The organism is Ruegeria sp. CF1, assembly GCF_056537445.1.
In genome coordinates this window covers 960,128-981,210 of the sequence record NZ_JBQFRN010000001.1, presented here as the reverse complement: position 1 = coordinate 981,210, position 21,083 = coordinate 960,128, and the positions used below count along the sequence as shown (strand labels likewise).

The window sequence follows — 21,083 nt, the reverse complement described above, 5'->3', positions numbered from 1 at the left end:
CAGGATATTCCGTAATTCGAGGCGCGCCAAGCGGTGCTAGCCATCATAGCCCTGAATAATCACAAGATCGCCGGTCGAAACCGGATCGCGCAAGGCCTTGGCGGCTTGATAGGCATCGCTTTCATAGCAGGCCAGCGCCTGTTCATAGCTGGGAAATTCGATGACAACGGTGCGGGCGCGAGCCTTGCCTTCGGGCTCGCTCCTCTCGCCGCCGCGTACAAGAAACTTGGCCCCGTAATCGGCGAATGGGGCCGCATTGGCAGCAATGTAAGATTTGTAGGTTTCAATGTCGTCTACATCGACATGGGCAACCCAGTATCCTTTGGCCACAAGGTGTCCTCCGCTGGTATCGGATGCAAGGTGCGGAGGAACAGGTTGAAATGCAATCCCCTAAAAGTGGATCATCCACCGGATTGCAGCGCGGCGCGTGCTGAATCCTGTAACCAAGCGGTCATTTGCCGATAGGGAACCGGGCCATAGCTGATCCGGGCCACGCCGAGTTTCGCCAGCGTCGGCGTGTCAGGCGTGCCGGGCAGGGCGATGATGTTGACCGGCAAGTCGGTGGCCGCGCAAAGCTGGCCGATCATGGATTCGTCTTTCAGGCCCGGCGCGAAGAACCCGCTGGCCCCGGCATCGGCGTAGGCTGCCGCGCGGGCCATGGCGTCATCCAGCATCGCTTGATCATGCGTGTCCGGAGCGGCTTTGAGGAAGATGTCAGTGCGGGCGTTGATGAAGGCGGGAACACCGGCCACGTCACAGCTTTCGCGCATCGCAGCGACACGCGCTGCCTGTGTTTCGATGTCATAAAGATCTTTAGTTCCAACGACCTGATCTTCGAAGTTAAAGCCGATTACTCCGGTTTCCAGCGCGCGTTTGACATTGGCCGATATGCCAAAAGTATCCTCGGCATAAGCGCCTTCGAGGTCCATGGTGACCGGTATATCAACCGCCTCGACAATGCGGCGAGCGTTGTCTAACGCCAACTCAAACGGGATGTTCTGGCCGTCCGAAAACCCCTGCGCCATCGCGACCGGAGCACTGCCAGTCGCCAGCGCTTTGGCCCCTGCATCGCGTACAGCGACGGCGCTGCCGGGGTCCCAAATGTTATAGAGGATGACCGGATCACCCTTCTTGTGCAGGGCGGCAAATGTTTCTGCTTGGGTAATCTGATCGGTCATGGCCGGTCTCCTGTCGCTGCTATGGCGGCAGTTAACCGTGCAAACCGCCGGCGCGTAAAGATATTTCGCGCCGACTGGTACAAATCTGTTATCGGCCCGTGATCAGACCAGACGCGAGGTGTCTTTCGCGGCGCGCACGAATTCGCGGAACAGGGGGTGCGGGTCGAAGGGTTTGGATTTCAGTTCCGGGTGATACTGAACACCAATAAACCATGGGTGATCCGACCATTCGACGATTTCCGGCAAACGCCCATCTGGCGACATGCCCGAGAAATTCAGGCCTGCCTTTTCCAGTTTGTCGCGGTACTTGATGTCGACCTCGTAGCGGTGACGGTGGCGTTCCTCAATCTGGGTGCCGCCATAGACTTCCGCGACCTTCGAGCCTTCGGCCAGAACCGCATTATAGGCGCCCAAACGCATGGTGCCGCCCTTGTCGTCTCCGACTTTGCGTTCGACCTTGTGGTTGCCCTGCACCCATTCTTTCAGGTGGTAAACAACGGGTTCAAAACGCTTTTTCCCGGCTTCATGGTCGAATTCTTCGGACCCGGCTTCGGTGATTCCCGCCGCGTTGCGTGCGGCTTCGATCACTGCCATCTGCATGCCCAGACAGATGCCCAGATAGGGCACTTTGTGTTCACGCGCATATTGAGCGGCCTTGATCTTGCCTTCTGTCCCACGCTCGCCAAAGCCGCCGGGGACGAGGATGGCGTGGAAGCCTTCCAGATGAGGTGCGGCGTCTTCGTTGTCAAACACCTCGGCATCGACCCACTCGATCTTGACGCGGACGCGGTTGGCCATGCCGCCATGGGTCAGGGCCTCGGCAATTGACTTGTAGGCATCTTCAAGCTGGGTGTATTTGCCGACGATGGCTACTTTCACTTCGCCTTCGGCGTTGTGGATGCGGTCGCTGACGTCTTCCCATTTGGCCAGATCGGGCTTGGGGGCCGGGCTGATCTGGAATGCGTCCAGAACCGCCTGATCCAGACCTTCACGGTGATAGGCCAGCGGGGCGTCGTAGATGGTGCTGAGGTCTTGTGCGGCAATCACGCTGTCAGGGCGGACATTGCAGAAAAGGGCCAGCTTTTCGCGTTCTTTGGTTGGAATCGGTCCCTCGGACCGGCAGACCAGAATGTCGGGGGCTAGACCGATCGAGCGCAACTCTTTCACCGAATGCTGGGTCGGCTTGGTTTTCAACTCGCCCGAGGCTTTGATATAGGGCAGCAACGTCAGGTGCATGAAGATACACTGACCGCGCGGCTTGTCCTGACTGAACTGGCGGATCGCTTCAAAGAAGGGCAGGCCCTCAATATCACCTACGGTGCCGCCGATTTCACAGAGCATGAAATCAACTTCATCCTCGCCAATCGCGATGAAATCCTTGATCTCATTGGTGACGTGCGGGATCACCTGAATGGTCTTGCCGAGGTAATCTCCACGGCGTTCTTTCTCCAGCACGTTGGAATAAATCCGCCCCGAGCTGACCGAGTCGGTCTTGCGTGCCGCCACACCGGTGAAGCGTTCGTAGTGGCCAAGGTCCAGATCGGTTTCAGCGCCGTCATCGGTGACGAATACTTCGCCGTGTTCGAAGGGCGACATGGTGCCCGGATCGACGTTTAGATAGGGGTCCAGCTTGCGCAGACGCACCGAATATCCGCGGGCCTGCAACAGCGATCCCAACGCCGCCGAAGCCAGTCCTTTGCCCAAGGACGAAACCACACCACCAGTGATGAAAATAAAACGCGCCATGTTTTTCGGCTGCTCCCGTGAGACGTCATTATTAGCTGCCCGGCGGTTCGAAAAAACCGCTGCATCACGGGACTTCACGTATAAAGGATTCGCGCACATAGCGCAAGAGAACCGCAAGATGCTGTTGCAGTTCCCTTATGGCTTTCTAGGTTTTGTGGCTTAGTCGGCCGCCTGCGGGATCAGCGGAGCATTGTCGCCTTGCGCCGGCGGCAACAATTCATCTGCCGATGGGACTGCCGGAGCGCTTTCCTCAGCCGGGGCCGGGGCAGGCACGCCCAAACGGTCAATCACCGAGCTGCCAGAAGATTTCTGGGCCGCCAGAATCGTCAGCGTGATCGAGGTGACGATAAAGCACGCGGCCAGGATCCATGTCAGCTTGCCCAACGCCGTTGCTGCCGCGCGGCCCGTCATGGCCCCGCCGCCACCGCCACCCATCCCAAGGCCGCCGCCTTCGGAACGTTGCATCAGCACAACGACAATCAGGCCCAAGGCCAGAAGAAGGTGGATGATGAGAACGACGTTTTCCATGGTGGTCCTGTACAGCGTGGCGTGTATCGCGTGGTACTTATGCAAGTTTGCCAGCGGGGGCAAGTCACGAGTTGGCATCACGTGCGGTGATGTTTCATATCACACCAAAGAGACTGGACAGAGCGCTGTTCTGTCGCGCAGGCTGCGCCTCATGCCACATGATGATCACGACCACCCGCACGCCCTGTTGCCTCCCGAACCCGCGCTGCGCGTCAAAGCGCTTGAGACGATTCTGACCCGCAAGGGTCTGATTGATCCTGCAGCGCTGGATGAAATCATCGATACTTATCAGAACAAGATAGGTCCACAGAACGGCGCGCATGTTGTTGCCAAGGCTTGGAGTGATCCCGATTTCAGAGCCGCGCTGCTGGCAGACGCCACATCAGTCGTGGCGGATCTGGGCTATTACGGTCGTCAGGGTGAGCATATGGTGGTCGTCGAGAACACGCCTGAACAGCACAACATGGTCGTCTGCACCTTGTGCAGCTGTTACCCGTGGCCGCTGCTAGGAATTCCACCGGGCTGGTACAAATCTGACGCTTACCGCGCCCGCGCCGTGCGAGAGCCGCGCAAGGTCCTGTCTGAGTTTGGCGTTACCTTGCCCGAAGGCACTTCGGTTCGCGTCTGGGATTCGACGGCCGAAATTCGTTACCTCGTCCTGCCGATGCGCCCAGAGAGCACAGAAGGATTGAACGCGGATGAACTGGCCGCGCTGGTCACCCGCGACAGCATGATCGGCACTGGGCTACCCAAGGTGCCGTCATGACGCGCGTACATGATATGGGAGGGCGCTTTGGTGATGGTCCGGTGAACCCGGAACCCGAAGACGCGCCGGTGTTTGCCGAAGACTGGCACGGTCGGGCGCTGGCGGTAACGCTCGCTGCGGGGTTTCTGGGGCAATGGAATATCGATGTCTCACGCCACGCGCGGGAAAGGTTGTCTCCTACGGACTACGCGCGGTTTTCTTACTATGAGAAATGGATGTCCGGTCTGGCTGATCTTCTGGTCGAAAAGGGTGTCCTGACGCTTGATGATTTGCGCGGTGTTGACGGGGATGGTGTTCATCCTCTGACTGAGCGTACCCTGAAGGCTGACGCCGTCGCAGGCGCTTTGGCCAAAGGTGGACCCGCAGATCGCCCGTCGAACGTCGAAGTTCGGTTTCAAGCCGAACAAGCAGTCCGAACCTTGAGCCAGAGCGCCAATCGACTGGTTGATGGCGGCCACACCCGGTTGCCGATCTATGCCGCGGGTGCAACGGGTCGCATCCTCAGGCTGCATGGCACTCATGTCCTGCCGGATTCCAACGCCCATGGGTTGGGTGAAGCCCCCGAGCCGCTATATGCGGTCGTGTTTCCCGCCTCAGAACTTTGGGCAAACCCCGAGCATCCGGCGGATGAAGTCGTGCTGGACCTCTGGCAGTCTTATTTGGAGCCCGCATGAGCGATTGTATCACTCACTCGGCCCCCGAGCCGGTTTTTGCCGAGCCCTGGCACGCGCAGGTTTTTGCGGTCACAGTGGCCTTGAACGAAGCGGGCCGGTTTGATTGGCCGGACTGGGCGGAACGGTTTTCCAATACTTTGAAACGGAACGGCCTCAAAAAAGATCTGGATGGTGGGGACGATTACTTTCACGCTTGGTTAGAGACCTTGGAGGCGCTGCTGGCTGAGCAGGGGGAAGCGCCCACTGATGATGTCCAGGATCTTCGCAATGCATGGGAAGAGGCTTACCTGACAACACCCCACGGTCATCCCGTACAATTGCGCTAAAAGCAGAGGGGGCGCTGCCCCCGCCGCCCGTCCGGGCGACTCCCCCGAGGTACTTTTGGCCAGATGAAGCAGGGGATCCGCTCTTCATCTGGCCAAAAACACCTCCGCCGGAGGCATCGCGCGCAGCACGATTTGTATCTGCGGCGAAATATCGGTTTCCCTGCCGTCTGTGCCCGGCTATATGAGCCGGGTTTGAATATTCAGCGCAAAAGGACCGGATATGGCCAACGTGGTTGTTGTCGGCGCCCAGTGGGGCGACGAAGGAAAAGGCAAGATCGTCGACTGGCTCAGTGAGCGAGCGGATGTGATCGCGCGTTTTCAGGGTGGACATAATGCCGGGCACACGCTGGTCATTGAGGGTGAGGTTTACAAACTGCATGCGCTACCTTCGGGCGTCGTACGCGGTGGAAAGCTGAGCGTGATCGGCAATGGGGTCGTTTTGGACCCTTGGCACCTGATCAAAGAGATCGGTACGATCCGCGCGCAGGGTGTCGATATCACGCCCGAGACGCTGATGATTGCCGAGAACACCCCGCTGATCCTGCCGTTCCATGGCGAGCTGGATCGTGCGCGCGAAAGCCAGAACTCGGTGGCCAAGATCGGCACGACCGGTCGCGGGATCGGTCCGTGTTATGAGGACAAGGTCGGGCGGCGTGTAATCCGGGTGGCTGATCTGGCTGATGATGCGACGCTGGCGCTGCGGGTCGATCGGGCCTTGGTCCATCACAATGCGCTGCGCAATGGTTTGGGGTTGGAACCTATTGATCGTGACGCGTTGATTGCGCAGCTGAAAGAGATCGCACCACAGATTCTGCCGTTTGCCGCGCCCGTATGGAAGGTGCTGAACGAGAAGCGCAAGGCAGGCAAGCGAATCCTGTTCGAAGGCGCACAGGGTGCGCTGCTGGATATCGATTTCGGGACCTATCCGTTTGTGACATCGTCGAATGTGATTGCGGGCCAGGCCTCGACAGGCGTTGGGATTGGGCCGGGTTCGATCGACTTCGTTTTGGGCATCGTCAAGGCGTACACGACCCGCGTGGGTGAGGGGCCTTTTCCAACCGAATTAGACGACGAAGATGGCCAGCGCCTGGGCGAACGGGGGCATGAGTTCGGCACCACGACGGGGCGCAAACGCCGTTGTGGTTGGTTCGATGCCTGTCTGGTACGCCAAACCTGCGCGACCAGCGGTGTGAACGGCATCTCCCTGACCAAGCTGGATGTGCTGGACGGGTTCGAGACGCTGAAAATCTGCGTTGGATATGAGCTGGATGGCGATCGTCTGGACTATCTGCCGACCGCCGCCGACCAGCAAGCACGTTGCACGCCGATTTACGAAGAGATGCCGGGCTGGAGCGAATCCACCGAAGGCGCGCGCAGTTGGGCAGACTTGCCTGCGAACGCGATCAAATACGTGCGCCGCGTCGAGGAATTGATCGAATGTCCGGTCGCCCTTTTGTCCACCAGCCCGGAGCGGGAGGACACCATTCTGGTGACCGACCCGTTTGCAGATTGATGAGCAGCAACGACAAACCCGGCCTCAGCTATAAGGCACGTCGGCGGTGGTCATTGGTGCTGCTGCTGATCGGGCTCCCCATCTATATCGTTGCGGTTGTGACAATCGTGAACTGGCTGGATCGCCCGCCGGTCTGGCTGGAACTTCTGGTATATGTCGCACTTGGCATTGTCTGGGCGTTGCCGTTCAAATTTGTCTTCCGCGGGGTGGGCAAAGAGGACCCGGATCAAGATCAAAGCTAAGCCGCCCGATTGTCTTGGTGTCTTCTGCGTGGCACGATGTTTGCGACTTTCTTTCGCGGCAACCAGAGGCAGACAGGGCATGAAAAAACGGGTATTAGCGGCGGTTACCACAACATGTATCGCGAGCAGCGCTCAGGCCGATGATTGGCGCTATACCATTGCGCCTTATTTCTGGGGGCCGGAATTCAGAACCTCACTGGACGTGGGACCAAACCCGCCGGTGAACGGGGATACCTCGATCTTCGACATTCTTAAGGGCGCGTTCCTGATCGCTGGTCAGGCCCGAAATGGGCGTTGGACCATTGGTGGTGAGTTCAATTATCTCAATTTGGGTGACGATGTCTCGGTCGGTCGGTTTGACGATGCAGCCAGTTGGGATCTTGAGGGCACGATGGTCTCACTGGCGGCCAGCTATGCGGTCTATCAGGATGATCGGTCACGGTTGGAAGCGTTGGCCGGGCTGCGCCATTGGGACCTGGATGTTTCGACCACCGTGCTGGATCGCACCTTCAGCACAGATCAAAGCTGGACCGACCCGTTGATCGGCGCACGCTATAACTACGCGCTGAATGACCGCTGGAGCCTCACAGCGATGGGCAATATCGGCGGCTTCGGTTATGGCTCGGAATTCCAGTGGGAGGCGCTGGTGCAGGCTAGTTGGAAGTGGCGTGAGAATATCAACGTTGCGGGCGGGTATCGCCATCTGGATGTTGAGTTTGAAGACGGGCGCGATGTGATTGATCTGATCCTGACCGGCCCTTACGTGGCGCTGGCGTTCGACTTCTGAACTTGATTGGCTTTTTGGCTGCCAGCCAAGGAACGAAAAAGGGCCAGAGTTTCCTCTGGCCCAATTTTGTCTTGAGGGGGTATTGGGGGATCTTGGAGTCAGCCAGCGGCACGCTCGTCGTCGTTCGGGCGGAACCCGATTTGGGTTGAGGCGGCAAAACGGCCACCTCCGGCCTTTTCGATCTTGCCGTCCCGCAGCAACTGACCGAATGAGCGCAAGCTTTCTTCGCGGTTGAACGAGTCCTGCTTGAGCGAGCGAACCTTGTTCATCAGCTGTGGACGTGAGAACTGCTCCTGACCTTCGATGAAGGACAGATAAGCCGCGGCAGCTTCCAGCAGGTCGAGTAGTGATTGGGCACCCTGTTCTTGCGCAAAGGCTGCAAAACCACCTTCTTCATCTGCAGATTCCTCGTCCGCCGAGGTGACACGGCGCGGTGTCACCGGGCCGGTGTCAGCCGTTTCGGTATCCACCCGCTGTTCAGCCACCAGTTTCAATGGTGCGGCAGCATCCGGGGTGGGGCGTTCACTGGTGACCTCGATCTCGGGTCGGCGTGGATTGACGACCGAGGCCAGATCACCGCGATAATCATCCTCGGGGGTCTGAGATTTGTCTGCGCCATCTTCGCGGTCTGCTTCGGTTGCAGCAACGGCAGTGCGCAGGTGAGAATATGTTTCGCGCTGGCCGCTGGTGGCAGGATCATCCATATGGGCGCCCGCTTCGTCCATCAGGCGCGAGACGTCCTGATCCAGACCCGTCATATCGGGCAGCTCAGCCGTCGTGTTTGCCGCCAGCTCGGATTCTACCAGCGCCATTTCGTCAAGCAGCAGCGCCTCATCCTCGGCCGAGATGACGCCATGGGCGAGGCCGGTAAGATCCGGTGTTGTTTCATCTTCGTCGGTGTTGTCCTGGTCATTCAGGATGTTTGAGGGGCCTTCGTCTTCAGTTTCAGATTCGTCGTCGAGGTCCGAGAACAACACGTCCTTGTCCGTGACATCGGCTGCCGGCTGTTCGGGCGCTTCGTCCTCGTCTTCAAGTTCGGTAGTGATCGCCGGTGAGATGATCGGGGCTGGTTCGACTTCGTCCTGCTCGTTGGTGGCAGGTGCGATAGGTTCTTCGTCCTGAACGGGCAGCTCAGCGATGGTTGCCATTTGCTCAGGTTCAGCAGGCTGTTCGACCTTCGGGGCCGTTGCCGGAGCGTCGTCCGCGGCCGTGTCTTCCAGATCGGTCGGGCTCAGCGCGCCGGACTCAAAAGCGGCAGAAATTGCATCGACCTTTGGCTTCACGGGCTGCAGATAGCTGACGTCTTCGTCTTCAGAGTATCCGGCAGGGGCAGCATCGGAATGCGAAACAACAGCCCGGATTCGCTGCAGCTTGGCTGCGATGCTGTCAGCGGCGGGAGCATCTTCGGATTGCGGAGCAGACTGAGCAGGGGGAACAACATCCGCGACAGGCTGAACAGGTTCAGGTGCTGTGGCTGGCGCAATTGCAGCGGGGGTCGGTGCTGCAACCGGGGCGGTTTCCGTTGCGCGCAGCAACAGGCCGGTCTCGTTCTGGCTGGCTTCAACCTTCTGTGCGGCGTCCCGCTGTGCGATCCGGGTCAGCATCTCGGCGTCAGGCTGAGGAGGTTCCGATCCGAAGTATCGGTCATCCGCTGCAAGGTCCCGGAAATACTCGGCGATCGCCTTCATTGTTTCAAATGAATCGTCAAAGCCTTCGAGGGTGCACGAGAAGGTGCCGTATGAAACGGTGAGTACCTTGTTGTTCTGTACCATCAGACGCATGTCCTTTACAAACTACCAGGTCGATTACCAGACACAGCAGGGGCAACCGACTCGAAACTCTAGCCATGAAGCTATCATTTTGTGGTTTCATTATGTCCAAAACTGGAAATTATGGTCAATCTTGTGGAAAATGGGGCAATTGTTCGCTCTGGCGGGCCAATCGGGCTGTTTGGTGGGGGCGAAATCTATTCAGAGGATGTGAATCTGGTGCTAAATCGCGTCAATTCTGCCGTTGCGGCGGATGGCGGTGCGGCTGCGTTGATTGATTCGGGACGGATGCCGGACGCAGTGATCGGCGATTTGGACTCGATTACGGCAGAATATCTGGCCCGGATTCCCAAGGATCGGTTGTTCCAGATATCCGAGCAGAACAGCACCGATTTTGACAAGGCGCTGCGCAATATGGACGCGCCTGTGGTGCTGGCAGCAGGATTTCTGGGCGCGCGGGTGGATCATCAGTTGGTGGCGTTCAATACTCTGGTTCGGTTGCAGGATCGGCCTTGTGTCCTGTTGGGCGCACGAGAAATTGTCTTTCATGCGCCACCCAGGATCAGTCTGGAGCTCACAGCAGGAGACACGGTTTCATTGTTTCCGCTGCGGCGGGTGACCGGGCGCAGCGAGGGGCTGGAATGGCCGATTGATGATCTGGTGCTAGAACCGGACGGGCAGGTCGGAACCTCTAACCGAGCGCTAAGAGCGCTAACGCTTGAGGTCAATGGACCCGGGTTGCTGACGATCCTGCCGCGCGCGGCGTTGGATCAGGTCATGCAGGCGTTTCAGTCGGGCCGGACCGAGCGTTGGCCCGCTCGTGCAGGATAACGTAGAGCCCGGCCGCGATGGTGATGCCGATGCCTAGCGCGGCCAGCCCGTTTGGCAGATCGTGGAAGATCAGCCAGCCGATCAGGGTGGCGACCGGAATCTCTAGATATTGCATCGGGGCCAGAGTCGCAGACGGCGCATAGCGCAGAGACCATGTCATAAGTAGATGCGCCACGGTGCCCAGCACACCGATTCCCAGCAGCAGCCAGAGCGTCTCGGCCGTGGGCATTGTTAGGGACATTGCGGGCAGGCCGATTTGGGAACCCAGCAGGACAATCGGCAGCAAAAAGGCGGTTGCCATGGCCCCCGATACAGCCTGCAGCGCAACCGGGTCTGTTTCTTTGGCGATCTGCCGCGTAACCAACATGAACAGGGCGAAGACCACCGCAACGATCAGGGGCAGCAAGGCGGGCGCGCCCACTTGTGCAAAGCTGGGTTGGATGACCAGCAAGGTGCCGATGAATCCCACGACACAGGCGACCAGACGTCGGGGGCCGACCTGTTCGCCCAGTACGTATTTGCCCAAAAGCAGCATGATGAAGGGCATTACAAAGGCGATGGCCACGGTATCGGCCAGCGGCATATATTGCAGCGCTGTGAACATCGCTGCGATCCCAATGATGTGCAGAAGGGTGCGGATCATCGTCAGGCGCAAAACGCGCGGCGTCATCTTCCATGGCTTGCCGGTCATCGCGATCAGTGGGATCAAGATCATCGCCTGAACAGCAAACCGCACCAGTACCAGCAGTCCCAAAGCTGTGGTTTCACCCAACAGCTTTGCCATCCCGTCACCCAGCGGTGCGAGCACGCAAAAACCGAGCATCAATATGATGCCGAGAACGGGACGATCCTGAGTCATGTGCGCGACGCTAGCGCTTTAGCGGCACAGGGGGAAGCTCTGATCTCAGGTGTCGGGCAGGGGTTGGACTTTGGTGTAATCCGGGCCGATGCAGGTGGGCAGGCCGTCACCAAGCTGCAGCCAGCTAAGCTTTTCCTCGTGCGCGACATGCAAGGTTGGGCTGAGTGCTTCGGGTTTTTCCAGCGTCGCCACATAGAGGTGCATCACATCCGACATCACCGTGGACCGGAAGGATATCGGCGTGCCGCAATGGGGGCAGAAACTGCGCTCGACTCCGGGTGAGGAATTGAAGCGTTTCGGCTGCTCACCGGTCCAGCGCCAATTGCCGTCGCGCACGCCGAAATAGGTGGTCATCGGAGCGGCGCATTGGCGACGGCAGCTGTCGCAATGGCAGGTGACACAGGACAGAACCGGAGGGTCAACCTCGTATCCAATCTTGCCGCACAGGCAATGTCCGCGCATGTCACCCCACTTGTTCTTGCTGTCAGATCAGCAGTTCGGCACGTTGACGGCCAACCCGCCCAAAGATGTTTCCTTGTATTTCTCGTGCATATCTTCACCGGTCTGGCGCATCGTTTCAATGGCCGCGTCCAAAGGCATAAAGTGCTTGCCGTCGCCGCGAAGCGCCAGCGATGCGGCAGAGACGGCCTTGATCGCACCCAGGCCGTTGCGCTCGATACAAGGCACCTGCACAAGGCCCGCGACTGGATCGCAGGTCATACCGAGATGATGTTCCAGCGCGATCTCGGCGGCGTTTTCGACCTGCTCAGGCGTACCGCCCATCACGGCGCACATGCCTGCCGCAGCCATGGCTGACGCGCTGCCAACCTCGGCCTGACAGCCCGCTTCAGCGCCCGAGATCGAAGCGTTGAACTTGACCAGACCACCGATGGCGGCGGCGGTCAGCAGGAAATCCTCGATATGGCTTTCGGACGCGCCGGGCACGTGATCGAGGTAGTAGCGCAGAACTGATGGCAGCACGCCCGCCGCGCCATTTGTGGGGGCGGTGACAACTTGCCCACCGGCTGCGTTTTCCTCGTTCACGGCCATGGCGTAGACGCTCATCCAGTCGTTGATCGTATGCGGGGCATTCAGGTTCATGCCGCGTTCCGCCAGCAGGGCATCGTGAATGCCTTTGGCGCGGCGGCGCACGCTGAGACCACCGGGCAGGATGCCATCCGTTTTTAGCCCACGCTCGATGCAGTCATTCATGACCTGCCAAAGACGCGCGGTGCCTTTGGCAAAGCTATCCGCGCAACCGCGCGCGATCTCATTTTCGCGCTTCATCTGAGCGATGCTTTTACCGTTGTCTTTGGCCATTTGCAGCATTTCGGCGGCGGATTTGAACGGGAAGGGCACAGGCGCACCTTCGTCAGTTGCCTTGCCTTCGGCCAATTCCTCTTCCGTAAGAACAAATCCTCCACCGATGGAGTAGTAGACCTGACGCAGGATGACATCGCCTTGTGCGTCAGTGGCCATGAGGATCATACCATTGGCATGACCGGGTAGATTGTTGTCGTAGTCGAAGATCAGATCGGCTTTGGGATCAAAGCTCAGCGTCGGCAGGCCTTCGGGTGTCACCGTTTGGGATTCTGCGATAGCTGCCAGTGTGGCTTCGGCCTTGTCGTTGTCATAGGTGTCAGGCACAAACCCGGCGAGGCCCAGAATGGTAGCGCGGTCGGTGGCGTGGCCGACGCCGGTAAAGGCCAGCGAGCCGTGCAACGAGCCGCGCAGGCCCGAAAACTCGAACGGCGAGGCGCGCATCAGGTCAAGGAACCGTGCGGCGGCCACCATCGGACCCATGGTGTGGGAAGAAGATGGGCCGATGCCCACTTTGAACATATCGAAGACAGAGAGAAACATATCAGGTAGCTGAGCCTTCTGGAGGGTTGGCGTAGGTCGGCGAGGTGAAGGGAGTGACCCCCAGCCCCTCGGCGGCAATAGCTGCGCGGGTCGACGGGTTTGATTCTAGCTGCATCAGGATTTTTTGCAGATAAGGCGTGTCGGCGAGTTGATACCAGCTGCGGTCCGCCTTAGCGGGATAAAGCGCCATCCAGCGCATCATGCAGGCGACATATATCGTCAGGACTGAAGGGTGATCAGCACTGAACCAGTCGGGCGCTTTTTGGGCTTGAGCATCCAGCAGTTTCAGGTGCTGCCGCAGCCGGGGGCGGATGCCGGAGCGTAGTGTATCGGACTGATCAGCAGCGATGTATTTCTCGGCATAGAACAGCATTCGCAGATCGGCATGCAGGGTATTAGAGGCGAAGAACAGCCACTTCAGGAATGCCGCTCGATCAGTGCTGACCTGTGTCGGCGCCAATTGCCCATGCGTATCAGCCAGCCACAGCAGGATTGCGGCGGTCTCGAAGATCGGACCCTGGGGCGTCTCCAGCACCGGGATCAGCCCGTTCGGATTCAACGCCCGATACGCCGCACTATTCTGTGCATCACGGACGCGATCGACCAGTATGGTCTCATAGGGCAGGCCCATCTCTTCCAGCGCCAGTCGGATCACCAGCGAGGCGTTGTCGGGGGCGTAGTGCAGGCGGTATGGCGATTCCATGGCGACTATCTAGGGGGTCTGGCGATCACAATAGAGGCTGATTGCGACGTTTCCTATCGGAAACGCGTATTTCAGCGACATGTTAGCACAGGTGCGGAGTGTTTTGCCTCTCGCAGTTGCGCGGGGCATTCCGTATAAGTCTGGCAGTATTCTTGGGGGAAGCTGCCATGACCAGAGACTTGTCGCCCATCGACAAAGCGAAATACGTTGCTGCCTGTCGCGCCGCCGATCTTGTTCAGGACGGGATGCGTGTGGGATTGGGGACAGGCTCGACCGCCGCATGGTTGGTGCGCCGCCTGGGTGAACGGGTGCGCGATGGAGGGTTGAAAATCAAGGGCGTTCCGACATCGACCGCGACGGCGCAATTGGCGCGGGAAGAAGGGATCGAGGTCGTCTCGCTGGATCAGGCCGGCTGGTTGGACCTGACAATCGACGGCGCGGATGAGTTTGATGGCGAGTTCAACCTGATCAAGGGCGGTGGTGCTGCGCTGTTGCAGGAAAAGATTGTGGCCACAGCCAGCGATCAGATGGTGGTGATCGCGGATGCAGGCAAAGAGGTTGAGACGCTGGGCGCATTCCCTTTGCCGGTCGAGGTGATCCCGTTCGGCTGGCAGACCACCCGCACCCTGATTGAAGAAGCGCTGGACACGATGGATGTGCTGGGCACCTCGGTCACGCTGCGGATGAACGGTGAGGCACCCAAGGTTACGGATGAGGGCAATCACATTCTGGACCTGCATCTCAAGCGGATCGGCAATGCCCGCCAACTGGCACTGGTGATGAATCAGATCCCGGGTGTGGTCGAAAATGGGCTGTTCATTGATATTTGCGACAAGGTTGTCATTGGTTATGGCGATGGCCGGGTCGAATTGCGTGATATCAATGAGGGTACAGTCCTGACCGATATGCTGGGTGACGGTGGGGACAACCTGTTTTCCGATCTGGCGGACTAAAGATCAGGCAAGTAGCGCGATAAACTGCAGAAGAAAAATCACTATTTCCCGCGCCAGGGGTTGGCAGTTCAGGATTTGCGCCCAGATATCCAGTGAATTTTGGCCACGCGGAATAAAAGGAACTCGTACATGAGCTTTGACTATGATCTGTTCGTCATCGGAGGCGGCTCGGGCGGAGTTCGCGCGGCACGGGTGGCGGCGGGTGAAAACGGCGCCAAGGTGGCTCTGGCGGAAGAGGATCGTTACGGCGGAACCTGCGTGATCCGTGGCTGTGTACCCAAGAAGCTGATGGTTTTCGCTAGCGAGTTCGCGGATACGGTTGGGGACGCGCAGGCTTATGGCTGGGACATGCAGCCGGGTGCGTTCAACTGGAACACTTTCAAAGTTAAGCTGCACGCAGAGCTCGATCGGTTGGAAGGTATCTACCGCAATATCCTGAAGAACAATGGTGTCGAAAGTTTCGACCAGCGTGCCCATGTCGTTGATCCACATACGGTTGAACTGGCTGATGGTACCCGGAAGACGGCCAAGCATATTCTTGTCGCAACGGGCGGTCGTCCGGTTGTACCCGAGTTCCCCGGATCCGATCTTGCGATCACCTCGAATGAGATTTTCCACCTGGAGGAACTGCCCGAATCCATGCTGATCGTTGGCGGTGGCTATATCGCCTGTGAATTTGCCGGGATCATGAATGGGATGGGGGTCAAAACGACTCAGTTCTATCGCGGGGCGCAGATTCTGCGGGGCTTTGATGATGAGGCGCGCGGGCTGATCAGTGAAGAGATGTGCCAGAACGGGATCGATCTGCATCTGGGTACCAACGTGCTTGAGATGAAAAAGCAAGGCGACAAAATCTGGGTGAAGGCCACAAATGGCTCCGAGCAGCTGTTCGATGTTGTGATGTATGCCACGGGTCGCGCGCCGAATGCGGATGATCTGGGGCTTGAGGCTTTGGGCGTCGCGCGCGGTCGCAAGGGTGAGATCATCGTGGATGAGTACAGCCAGACAGGCGTGCCCTCGATATTTGCCATTGGTGATGTAACCGATCGGGTGAACCTGACCCCTGTGGCGATCCGCGAAGGCATGGCCTTTGTCGAGACCGTCTTTAAAGGCAACCCAACGCCCGTTGATCACGAACTGATCCCGACCGCCATCTTTACCCAGCCGGAAATGGGTACTGTGGGCCTCAGCGAGGAAGCGGCTGCGGAACAGGAACCGATTGAGGTTTATGCGACCTCATTCAAGCCCATGCAGAAGGCGTTTGCAGGAGGCACACAGCGCGTGCTGATGAAGCTGATCGTGTCGCAAGAGACTCGGAAAATACTCGGCTGTCACATCGTTGCGCCGGGCGCGGGTGAGATGATCCAACTTGCCGGAATTGCCGTAAAGATGGGTGCCACCAAAGAAGATTTCGACCGTACGGTTGCAGTTCATCCGGTGATGGCCGAAGAACTGGTGACAATGCGGCAACCTGTGCGCACGGCTTGATTTGCAAGCGCGCGCACACACGTTACAAGGGAACCCGTGATCACACGGTCCAACACAAGGGAAAAGATACATATGGCGGGCAACAGCGGCGGCCCCTGGGGGGGCGGAGGCTCATCCGGAGGCGGAGGAAATCGGGGTAATAACGGGGATGGGCGCAAGCCCCCCGAAGGTGACGGCCCGCAGATCCCCGAGATCGATGAGCTGATGAAGAAAGGCCAGGAGCAGCTGCGCGTCCTAATGGGCGGTCGTGGCGGCGGTGGCCGTGGTACGAATGGTTCGGGCGGCGGTGGTGGCCCCGCGTTTACCAAAGGGACTGTTGCGATCGGTCTGCTGGTTGCGGCTGGTCTTTGGGGTTTGGCAAGCTTCTATACCGTCAAACCGGAAGAACAGTCGGTTGAGCTGTTTCTGGGCGAATTCTCGGCGGTCGGAAACCCGGGCCTGAACTTTGCCCCGTGGCCGTTTGTGACCGCCGAGGTCATTCCGGTGACCCGCGAACAGAACGAAGACATGGGCGGTGCCCGTGGCAGCGACGATGGTTTGATGCTGACCGGTGACGAGAATGTGGTCGATATCGACTATCAGGTTGTCTGGAACATCAACGACCCGGCGAAATTCCTGTTCAACCTGCGTGATCCGCGCCAGACGATCCGCGCCGTGTCTGAATCGGCGATGCGTGAGATTATTGCCCAAAGCGAGCTGGCCCCGATCCTGAACCGGGATCGTGGCATCATTGCTGATCGCCTGCAGGAGCTGATTCAGGAGACTATGGACAGCTACGATTCGGGTGTGAACATCGTTCGTGTGAACTTTGACAAGGCCGACCCGCCACAGGACGTGATTGCCGCGTTCCGCGACGTTCAGGCCGCCGCGCAGGAGCGTGACCGGTTGCAGAACGTTGCTGACGCTTATGCCAACCGCGTTCTGGCCGAAGCGCGTGGTGAAGCCGCGCAGGTACTGGAAGAGGCCGAAGCTTATCGTGCCCAGCAGATCAACGGTGCACAGGGTGAAGCCAGCCGCTTTAGCGCGGTTTTGGAGGAATATTCCAAAGCGCCTGATGTGACCCGCAAACGTCTGTATCTGGAACGCATGGAGCAGGTGCTGGGTGATGTGGACAAGATCATTCTGGATGAAAACTCGACAGGATCGGGGCAGGGCGTTGTGCCTTATCTGCCGCTCAACGAGTTGCGCCGTAACCCTGCAGGGGAGAGCAACTGATGCGTAAGACAACGTTTATTCTGCCGATCATCTTTCTTGCGATTGTCGGTGTTCTGTCCTCGATCTTCATCGTGGACGAGCGTGAACGCGCTCTGGTTCTGCAATTTGGTCGCGTTGTTGCGGTTAAGGAAGATCCGGGGCTGGCATTCAAAATCCCGCTGATTCAGGAAGTGGTGCGGTATGACGACCGTATCCTGTCGATTGACGTTCAGCCGCTGGAAGTGACGCCTCTGGACGATCGTCGTCTGGTGGTCGATGCCTTCGCACGCTACCGGATTTCTGATCTGGAACAGTTCCGTCAGGCCGTTGGTGTCGGCGGTATCCCGGTTGCCGAGGATCGTCTGGACCGCATTCTGCGCGCCGAAACCCGCGAAGTACTGGGTTCGGTTTCGTCCCGTGACATCCTGAGTTCGGATCGTGCCGCACTGATGCTGCGTATCCGCAACAGCGCGATTGCACAGGCACGTGCGCTGGGCGTGAACGTAATCGATGTGCGTCTGAAGGCGACCGATCTGCCGCAGGCCAACCTTGAGGCGACGTTTGACCGGATGAAGGCAGAACGTGAACGTGAAGCGACCGACGAACGCGCCCGCGGTAACGAAGCCGCGCAGCGTGTGCGCGCGCAGGCCGACCGGACCGTGGTTGAACTGGTTTCCGACGCCAACCGTGAGGCCGAGATCATTCGCGGTGAGGCCGATGCCGAACGCAACGCGATCTTCGCCGAAGCCTATGGTGCCGATCCGGAGTTCTTTGAATTCTACCGTTCGCTGACCGCCTATGAGAATGCCCTGCAAGGCAGCAACAGCTCGTTGATCCTGAGCCCGGACTCGGAGTTCTTCAACTACCTTGCTTCTCCGACCGGGCGTCGGGCACCGGCAGCTGCGGCCGCTGAGTGATGGGCATGATCCTTCTGGCCTTCGGGCTGGTACTGATTGTCGAGGGGCTGGCCTATGCGCTGGCCCCTTCGCTTATAGAACGCATGCTTGAGGCGCTGCGCGCGTTGCCGGAACAGGCGCGGCGGCTGGTCGGGCTGCTTTGTGTGGTCAGTGGGCTGGTGCTGCTGTGGGGCGCATATCAGGTCGGTTTTTGATGCGATGGTTTCACGCACCGGTGATTTCCCCGCGATCCCGAGTTGCGGGCCGGGACAAACTGACTACATTGGTTGCAAAGAAGGGCATCCAGGTGATGCCAACAGAGAATTAGTCAACAAGGAGACCCCAAGTGCAGGCTAAGGCGCGCAGTGTGTCCGTCCGACGGGACGATTTTGTTATGAAGATGCGGCTGATGTGGCTGACCTTAGTGGGGGTGCTGCTGGTTTTGGCTCAATCTGTGTCCGCGCAGGCACGGGGTGATAGCCTGGCGCCGCTGGCTGAACAGATTAGCCCTGCGGTGGTCAATATCACCACGTCGACACTGATCGAAGGCCAGACTGGCCCGCAAGGGATCGTGCCTGAGGGCTCACCATTCGAAGACTTTTTCCGAGAGTTTCAGGATCGCAATGGCGGGGACAATGAAAATCGTCCACGTCGCAGCAATGCGCTGGGCTCGGGCTTCGTGATCTCGGAAGACGGCTATATCGTCACCAACAATCACGTGATTGCCGAAGCCGATGAGATATTGGTCGAGTTTTTTCCCGGTGATGGCCAGCCCGCGAAAGATTTGGTTGCCAAGGTAATCGGCCGGGACGAAAAGACCGACATCGCGCTGCTGAAAGTCGAGGCGGAAGGGCCGCTGAAATACGTGCAGTTCGGTGACAGCGACATTGCCCGCGTGGGCGATTGGGTGATCGCGATGGGGAACCCGCTGGGGCAAGGCTTTTCGGTGTCAGCAGGGATTATCTCGGCCCGGAATCGGGCACTGAGCGGGTCATATGATGACTACATCCAGACCGATGCTGCGATCAACCGGGGCAACTCGGGTGGGCCGCTGTTCAACATGAATGGCGAGGTGATCGGCGTAAATACTGCGATCCTGTCGCCCAATGGCGGCTCGATCGGGATTGGTTTCTCGATGGCTTCTAACGTGGTGATCAAGGTCGTTGATCAACTGCGTGAGTTCGGGGAGACCCGCCGCGGTTGGCTGGGCGTGCGCATTCAGGACGTGACCGAGGATATGGCCGAGGCGATGGGGCTGGACAAACCCGGAGGTGCGTTGATCAGCGATGTACCGGACGGCCCGGCAAAAGAAGCGGGCCTGCTGGCCGGAGACGTGATCATCAGCTTTGATGGCGTCGAGGTCGAGGATACACGCGGCCTTGTGCGGCAGGTGGGAGAGACCACCGTTGGCAAATCCGTGCGTGTGGTCGTGCACCGTGATGGAGGCACCCAAACCGTGCTGGTGACGCTGGGCCGCCGCGAAGACGCCGAACGTGCCGAGAACGGCGAAGAGCCGGAAGCCGAAACGCCGACGGAGGAAGACAAGGATATTCTTGGCCTGACCATCGCTCCGCTGGGGGATAGCCAGCGCGAGGAATTGGGTCTGGATGCCGACGCCGAAGGATTGTTGGTGACCAATGTTGATGAATCCTCGGAAGCCTTTGAAAAGGGTCTGCGCGCCGGTGATCTTATCACTGAGGCGGGGCAGCAGAAGGTGACTTCGATCACTGATCTGGAGACGCGGATGGATGAGGCGCGTGAAGCAGGACGCAAATCTCTGTTGCTGCTGGTGCGGCGGGGCGGGGAACCCCGGTTCGTAGCGCTGAGCCTAGAATAATAAACTCAGCGAACAGATCTGAAATTAGAAGGTCGGGATATTTTCCCGGCCTTTTTCATACTTTGTAAAGAAAAAAGCCATATGCCGGGGAAGGCATATGGCTCTGTACAGGGAGAGGTCGGTGGACAGATATCGGGGATGATAAAACCGACCTCCTACGGTAACGGGATTGACCTTAGGGCAATCTTAAAGCTGCGTATGTGAAGCGGATCACATCTGTGCCGAAAATTTAGATTAAATCGGATTCGGCCAGTTGCCGCAGCGCGTCAAAGTCGTGGATCTGCAGCCCGCCGCGCGAAGCTTCGACGACATTGTCGCGTTTCCATGTCGAAATGGTCTTTGACACTGCCTCACGCGTCGCACCGACAAATTCGGCCAATTCGCTCTGCGAAAGCGTGATACGTGCCGTTGGGCTGTCCTGTTGTCCTGCCAGGTGCAAAAGCTTGCGCGCCAGTCGGATCGGCATCGGCAGGAATACCTGCTCGTTCAATTGAGCGCCCATATAGCGCATGCGAAGACCGGCCAAGCGGATCAGATCCACCGCAAGGTCAGGGTGTTCCCGGATCTGCGCCATCATGTCTTTCTGGCGAACGCGCAGGACTTTGGAGGGCTCAGCTGCTGTTACGGTTGCGGTGCGGGGACCGCTGTCGAACAACGCGATTTCCCCGAACACCTCACCTGGGCGCATCATGCTGAGAGACAGCTTGCGCCCGCTCGACGCAAGAAATGACACTTCGAGCGCACCGGAAAGAATGGCATAGAGCGCATCGCCTTCATCGTCCTGCTCGAACAGGACATCGCCCCGATCCAATGTGACTTCGGTGGCCTGGGCTGCCAGCATGGTGCGCAGCTCTTCAGAGGCTTCGGACAGGAATCCACTGTTGGGAAATGCCATCATTCGGGCGCTGATCTCCGGGGTTGAGTGGTGCG

General features: G+C 58.8%; 23 protein-coding genes. 13 read left to right on the top strand and 10 right to left on the bottom strand.

Features of this window, described 5'->3' with window-relative positions; genetic code table 11:
* Positions 1 to 36: 36 nt before the first annotated feature.
* The 4 genes from ACRZ96_RS04915 to secG form a co-directional block, all read right to left on the bottom strand.
* Positions 37 to 330 (bottom strand): DUF1330 domain-containing protein, encoded by a 294-nt coding sequence (locus tag ACRZ96_RS04915; RefSeq protein WP_480814274.1) that lies wholly within the window; start codon positions 328 to 330, stop codon positions 37 to 39.
* Between the two features lie 71 nt (positions 331 to 401).
* Complete coding sequence (locus tag ACRZ96_RS04910; RefSeq protein ID WP_170393586.1) at positions 402 to 1,178, bottom strand: isocitrate lyase/PEP mutase family protein; 777 nt, start codon at positions 1,176 to 1,178, stop codon at positions 402 to 404.
* A 102-nt stretch (positions 1,179 to 1,280) separates the two neighbouring features.
* Positions 1,281 to 2,924 (bottom strand): CTP synthase, encoded by a 1,644-nt coding sequence (locus ACRZ96_RS04905; protein ID WP_170421030.1) that lies wholly within the window; start codon positions 2,922 to 2,924, stop codon positions 1,281 to 1,283.
* Between the two features lie 159 nt (positions 2,925 to 3,083).
* The gene (secG, locus tag ACRZ96_RS04900; protein WP_010439184.1) at positions 3,084 to 3,452 is read right to left on the bottom strand and encodes a preprotein translocase subunit SecG; all 369 of its coding nucleotides are present in this window, start codon (positions 3,450 to 3,452) and stop codon (positions 3,084 to 3,086) included.
* Positions 3,453 to 3,603: 151 nt separating this feature from the next.
* Between secG and nthA the strand changes: the two genes are divergently transcribed.
* From nthA to ACRZ96_RS04870, 6 genes are all read left to right on the top strand, one after another.
* On the top strand, positions 3,604 to 4,218 hold the full coding sequence (nthA, locus tag ACRZ96_RS04895) for a nitrile hydratase subunit alpha (protein WP_170404906.1): 615 nt from the start codon (positions 3,604 to 3,606) through the stop codon (positions 4,216 to 4,218).
* Positions 4,215 to 4,892 carry a nitrile hydratase subunit beta gene (gene nthB, locus ACRZ96_RS04890; RefSeq protein ID WP_480814273.1) on the top strand — a complete coding sequence of 226 codons (678 nt, stop codon included), beginning with the start codon at positions 4,215 to 4,217 and terminating at the stop codon, positions 4,890 to 4,892. Before nthA ends, nthB begins: the two co-directional genes overlap by 4 nt.
* Positions 4,889 to 5,218 carry a nitrile hydratase accessory protein gene (locus tag ACRZ96_RS04885; RefSeq protein ID WP_170404914.1) on the top strand — a complete coding sequence of 110 codons (330 nt, stop codon included), beginning with the start codon at positions 4,889 to 4,891 and terminating at the stop codon, positions 5,216 to 5,218. Before nthB ends, ACRZ96_RS04885 begins: the two co-directional genes overlap by 4 nt.
* Before the next feature lie 220 nt (positions 5,219 to 5,438).
* Complete coding sequence (locus tag ACRZ96_RS04880; protein WP_170393577.1) at positions 5,439 to 6,731, top strand: adenylosuccinate synthase; 1,293 nt, start codon at positions 5,439 to 5,441, stop codon at positions 6,729 to 6,731.
* Entirely contained in the window at positions 6,731 to 6,973 is a 243-nt protein-coding gene (locus ACRZ96_RS04875) for a DUF2842 domain-containing protein (protein WP_170511086.1), read from the top strand. Before ACRZ96_RS04880 ends, ACRZ96_RS04875 begins: the two co-directional genes overlap by 1 nt.
* A gap of 79 nt (positions 6,974 to 7,052) precedes the next feature.
* The gene (locus ACRZ96_RS04870; protein WP_480814272.1) at positions 7,053 to 7,760 is read left to right on the top strand and encodes a porin family protein; all 708 of its coding nucleotides are present in this window, start codon (positions 7,053 to 7,055) and stop codon (positions 7,758 to 7,760) included.
* Between the two features lie 98 nt (positions 7,761 to 7,858).
* Here ACRZ96_RS04870 and ACRZ96_RS04865 read toward each other — a convergent pair whose 3' ends face one another.
* A complete protein-coding gene (locus ACRZ96_RS04865) occupies positions 7,859 to 9,532 on the bottom strand; it encodes a hypothetical protein (RefSeq protein ID WP_480704464.1) in 1,674 nt (557 codons plus the stop codon).
* A gap of 120 nt (positions 9,533 to 9,652) precedes the next feature.
* Between ACRZ96_RS04865 and ACRZ96_RS04860 the strand changes: the two genes are divergently transcribed.
* Positions 9,653 to 10,360: a thiamine diphosphokinase gene (locus ACRZ96_RS04860; RefSeq protein WP_480814271.1), complete on the top strand. Its 708-nt coding sequence runs from the start codon at positions 9,653 to 9,655 to the stop codon at positions 10,358 to 10,360.
* Here ACRZ96_RS04860 and ACRZ96_RS04855 read toward each other — a convergent pair.
* The 4 genes from ACRZ96_RS04855 to ACRZ96_RS04840 are packed head-to-tail and all read right to left on the bottom strand — an operon-like array spanning position 10,305 to position 13,785.
* Positions 10,305 to 11,219 (bottom strand): DMT family transporter, encoded by a 915-nt coding sequence (locus tag ACRZ96_RS04855; protein ID WP_170404926.1) that lies wholly within the window; start codon positions 11,217 to 11,219, stop codon positions 10,305 to 10,307. The two genes, ACRZ96_RS04860 and ACRZ96_RS04855, sit on opposite strands and share 56 nt — an antisense overlap.
* A 45-nt stretch (positions 11,220 to 11,264) precedes the next feature.
* Positions 11,265 to 11,681, bottom strand: coding sequence for a GFA family protein (locus tag ACRZ96_RS04850; protein WP_170404929.1), 417 nt, complete (start codon positions 11,679 to 11,681; stop codon positions 11,265 to 11,267).
* 27 nt (positions 11,682 to 11,708) lie between these two features.
* Positions 11,709 to 13,082 carry an L-serine ammonia-lyase gene (locus ACRZ96_RS04845; protein WP_480814270.1) on the bottom strand — a complete coding sequence of 458 codons (1,374 nt, stop codon included), beginning with the start codon at positions 13,080 to 13,082 and terminating at the stop codon, positions 11,709 to 11,711.
* Between the two features lies 1 nt (position 13,083).
* A complete protein-coding gene (locus ACRZ96_RS04840; protein ID WP_480814269.1) occupies positions 13,084 to 13,785 on the bottom strand; it encodes a glutathione S-transferase family protein in 702 nt (233 codons plus the stop codon).
* A 167-nt stretch (positions 13,786 to 13,952) separates the two neighbouring features.
* On the opposite strand from ACRZ96_RS04840, the gene rpiA reads away from it, so the two are divergent.
* The 6 genes from rpiA to ACRZ96_RS04810 all read left to right on the top strand — a co-directional run bounded on the left by rpiA (position 13,953) and on the right by ACRZ96_RS04810 (position 20,153).
* Positions 13,953 to 14,738, top strand: coding sequence for a ribose-5-phosphate isomerase RpiA (gene rpiA / locus ACRZ96_RS04835; protein ID WP_170421048.1), 786 nt, complete (start codon positions 13,953 to 13,955; stop codon positions 14,736 to 14,738).
* 129 nt (positions 14,739 to 14,867) lie between these two features.
* On the top strand, positions 14,868 to 16,226 hold the full coding sequence (gor, locus tag ACRZ96_RS04830) for a glutathione-disulfide reductase (RefSeq protein ID WP_170393558.1): 1,359 nt from the start codon (positions 14,868 to 14,870) through the stop codon (positions 16,224 to 16,226).
* A gap of 72 nt (positions 16,227 to 16,298) precedes the next feature.
* Positions 16,299 to 17,441 carry an FtsH protease activity modulator HflK gene (gene hflK, locus ACRZ96_RS04825; RefSeq protein ID WP_170393723.1) on the top strand — a complete coding sequence of 381 codons (1,143 nt, stop codon included), beginning with the start codon at positions 16,299 to 16,301 and terminating at the stop codon, positions 17,439 to 17,441.
* Positions 17,441 to 18,337, top strand: a complete 897-nt coding sequence (hflC, locus tag ACRZ96_RS04820) for a protease modulator HflC (RefSeq protein WP_170393556.1) — start codon at positions 17,441 to 17,443, stop codon at positions 18,335 to 18,337. Before hflK ends, hflC begins: the two co-directional genes overlap by 1 nt.
* A complete protein-coding gene (locus ACRZ96_RS04815) occupies positions 18,337 to 18,531 on the top strand; it encodes a DUF2065 domain-containing protein (protein ID WP_170393554.1) in 195 nt (64 codons plus the stop codon). The genes hflC and ACRZ96_RS04815 overlap by 1 nt, the downstream gene beginning before the upstream one ends.
* A 179-nt stretch (positions 18,532 to 18,710) precedes the next feature.
* Positions 18,711 to 20,153: a Do family serine endopeptidase gene (locus ACRZ96_RS04810; RefSeq protein ID WP_480503421.1), complete on the top strand. Its 1,443-nt coding sequence runs from the start codon at positions 18,711 to 18,713 to the stop codon at positions 20,151 to 20,153.
* 229 nt (positions 20,154 to 20,382) lie between these two features.
* Here ACRZ96_RS04810 and ACRZ96_RS04805 read toward each other — a convergent pair whose 3' ends face one another.
* Positions 20,383 to 21,051 (bottom strand): Crp/Fnr family transcriptional regulator, encoded by a 669-nt coding sequence (locus tag ACRZ96_RS04805; RefSeq protein WP_170393550.1) that lies wholly within the window; start codon positions 21,049 to 21,051, stop codon positions 20,383 to 20,385.
* Positions 21,052 to 21,083 lie beyond the last annotated feature (32 nt).

Excerpts from the sequence above, each read along its gene's own strand:
- ACRZ96_RS04910 (WP_170393586.1), bottom strand. The coding sequence starts at position 1,178 with ATGACCGATCAGATTACCCAAGCAGAAACATTTGCCGCCCTGCACAAG.
- ACRZ96_RS04905 (WP_170421030.1), bottom strand. The coding sequence starts at position 2,924 with ATGGCGCGTTTTATTTTCATCACTGGTGGTGTGGTTTCGTCCTTGGGC.
- secG (WP_010439184.1), bottom strand. The coding sequence starts at position 3,452 with ATGGAAAACGTCGTTCTCATCATCCACCTTCTTCTGGCCTTGGGCCTG.
- nthA (WP_170404906.1), top strand. The coding sequence starts at position 3,604 with ATGCCACATGATGATCACGACCACCCGCACGCCCTGTTGCCTCCCGAA.
- nthB (WP_480814273.1), top strand. The coding sequence starts at position 4,215 with ATGACGCGCGTACATGATATGGGAGGGCGCTTTGGTGATGGTCCGGTG.
- ACRZ96_RS04885 (WP_170404914.1), top strand. The coding sequence starts at position 4,889 with ATGAGCGATTGTATCACTCACTCGGCCCCCGAGCCGGTTTTTGCCGAG.
- ACRZ96_RS04880 (WP_170393577.1), top strand. The coding sequence starts at position 5,439 with ATGGCCAACGTGGTTGTTGTCGGCGCCCAGTGGGGCGACGAAGGAAAA.
- ACRZ96_RS04875 (WP_170511086.1), top strand. The coding sequence starts at position 6,731 with ATGAGCAGCAACGACAAACCCGGCCTCAGCTATAAGGCACGTCGGCGG.
- ACRZ96_RS04870 (WP_480814272.1), top strand. The coding sequence starts at position 7,053 with ATGAAAAAACGGGTATTAGCGGCGGTTACCACAACATGTATCGCGAGC.
- ACRZ96_RS04865 (WP_480704464.1), bottom strand. The coding sequence starts at position 9,532 with ATGGTACAGAACAACAAGGTACTCACCGTTTCATACGGCACCTTCTCG.
- ACRZ96_RS04860 (WP_480814271.1), top strand. The coding sequence starts at position 9,653 with ATGGTCAATCTTGTGGAAAATGGGGCAATTGTTCGCTCTGGCGGGCCA.
- ACRZ96_RS04855 (WP_170404926.1), bottom strand. The coding sequence starts at position 11,219 with ATGACTCAGGATCGTCCCGTTCTCGGCATCATATTGATGCTCGGTTTT.
- ACRZ96_RS04850 (WP_170404929.1), bottom strand. The coding sequence starts at position 11,681 with ATGCGCGGACATTGCCTGTGCGGCAAGATTGGATACGAGGTTGACCCT.
- ACRZ96_RS04845 (WP_480814270.1), bottom strand. The coding sequence starts at position 13,082 with ATGTTTCTCTCTGTCTTCGATATGTTCAAAGTGGGCATCGGCCCATCT.
- ACRZ96_RS04840 (WP_480814269.1), bottom strand. The coding sequence starts at position 13,785 with ATGGAATCGCCATACCGCCTGCACTACGCCCCCGACAACGCCTCGCTG.
- rpiA (WP_170421048.1), top strand. The coding sequence starts at position 13,953 with ATGACCAGAGACTTGTCGCCCATCGACAAAGCGAAATACGTTGCTGCC.
- gor (WP_170393558.1), top strand. The coding sequence starts at position 14,868 with ATGAGCTTTGACTATGATCTGTTCGTCATCGGAGGCGGCTCGGGCGGA.
- hflK (WP_170393723.1), top strand. The coding sequence starts at position 16,299 with ATGGCGGGCAACAGCGGCGGCCCCTGGGGGGGCGGAGGCTCATCCGGA.
- hflC (WP_170393556.1), top strand. The coding sequence starts at position 17,441 with ATGCGTAAGACAACGTTTATTCTGCCGATCATCTTTCTTGCGATTGTC.
- ACRZ96_RS04815 (WP_170393554.1), top strand. The coding sequence starts at position 18,337 with ATGGGCATGATCCTTCTGGCCTTCGGGCTGGTACTGATTGTCGAGGGG.
- ACRZ96_RS04810 (WP_480503421.1), top strand. The coding sequence starts at position 18,711 with ATGAAGATGCGGCTGATGTGGCTGACCTTAGTGGGGGTGCTGCTGGTT.
- ACRZ96_RS04805 (WP_170393550.1), bottom strand. The coding sequence starts at position 21,051 with ATGATGGCATTTCCCAACAGTGGATTCCTGTCCGAAGCCTCTGAAGAG.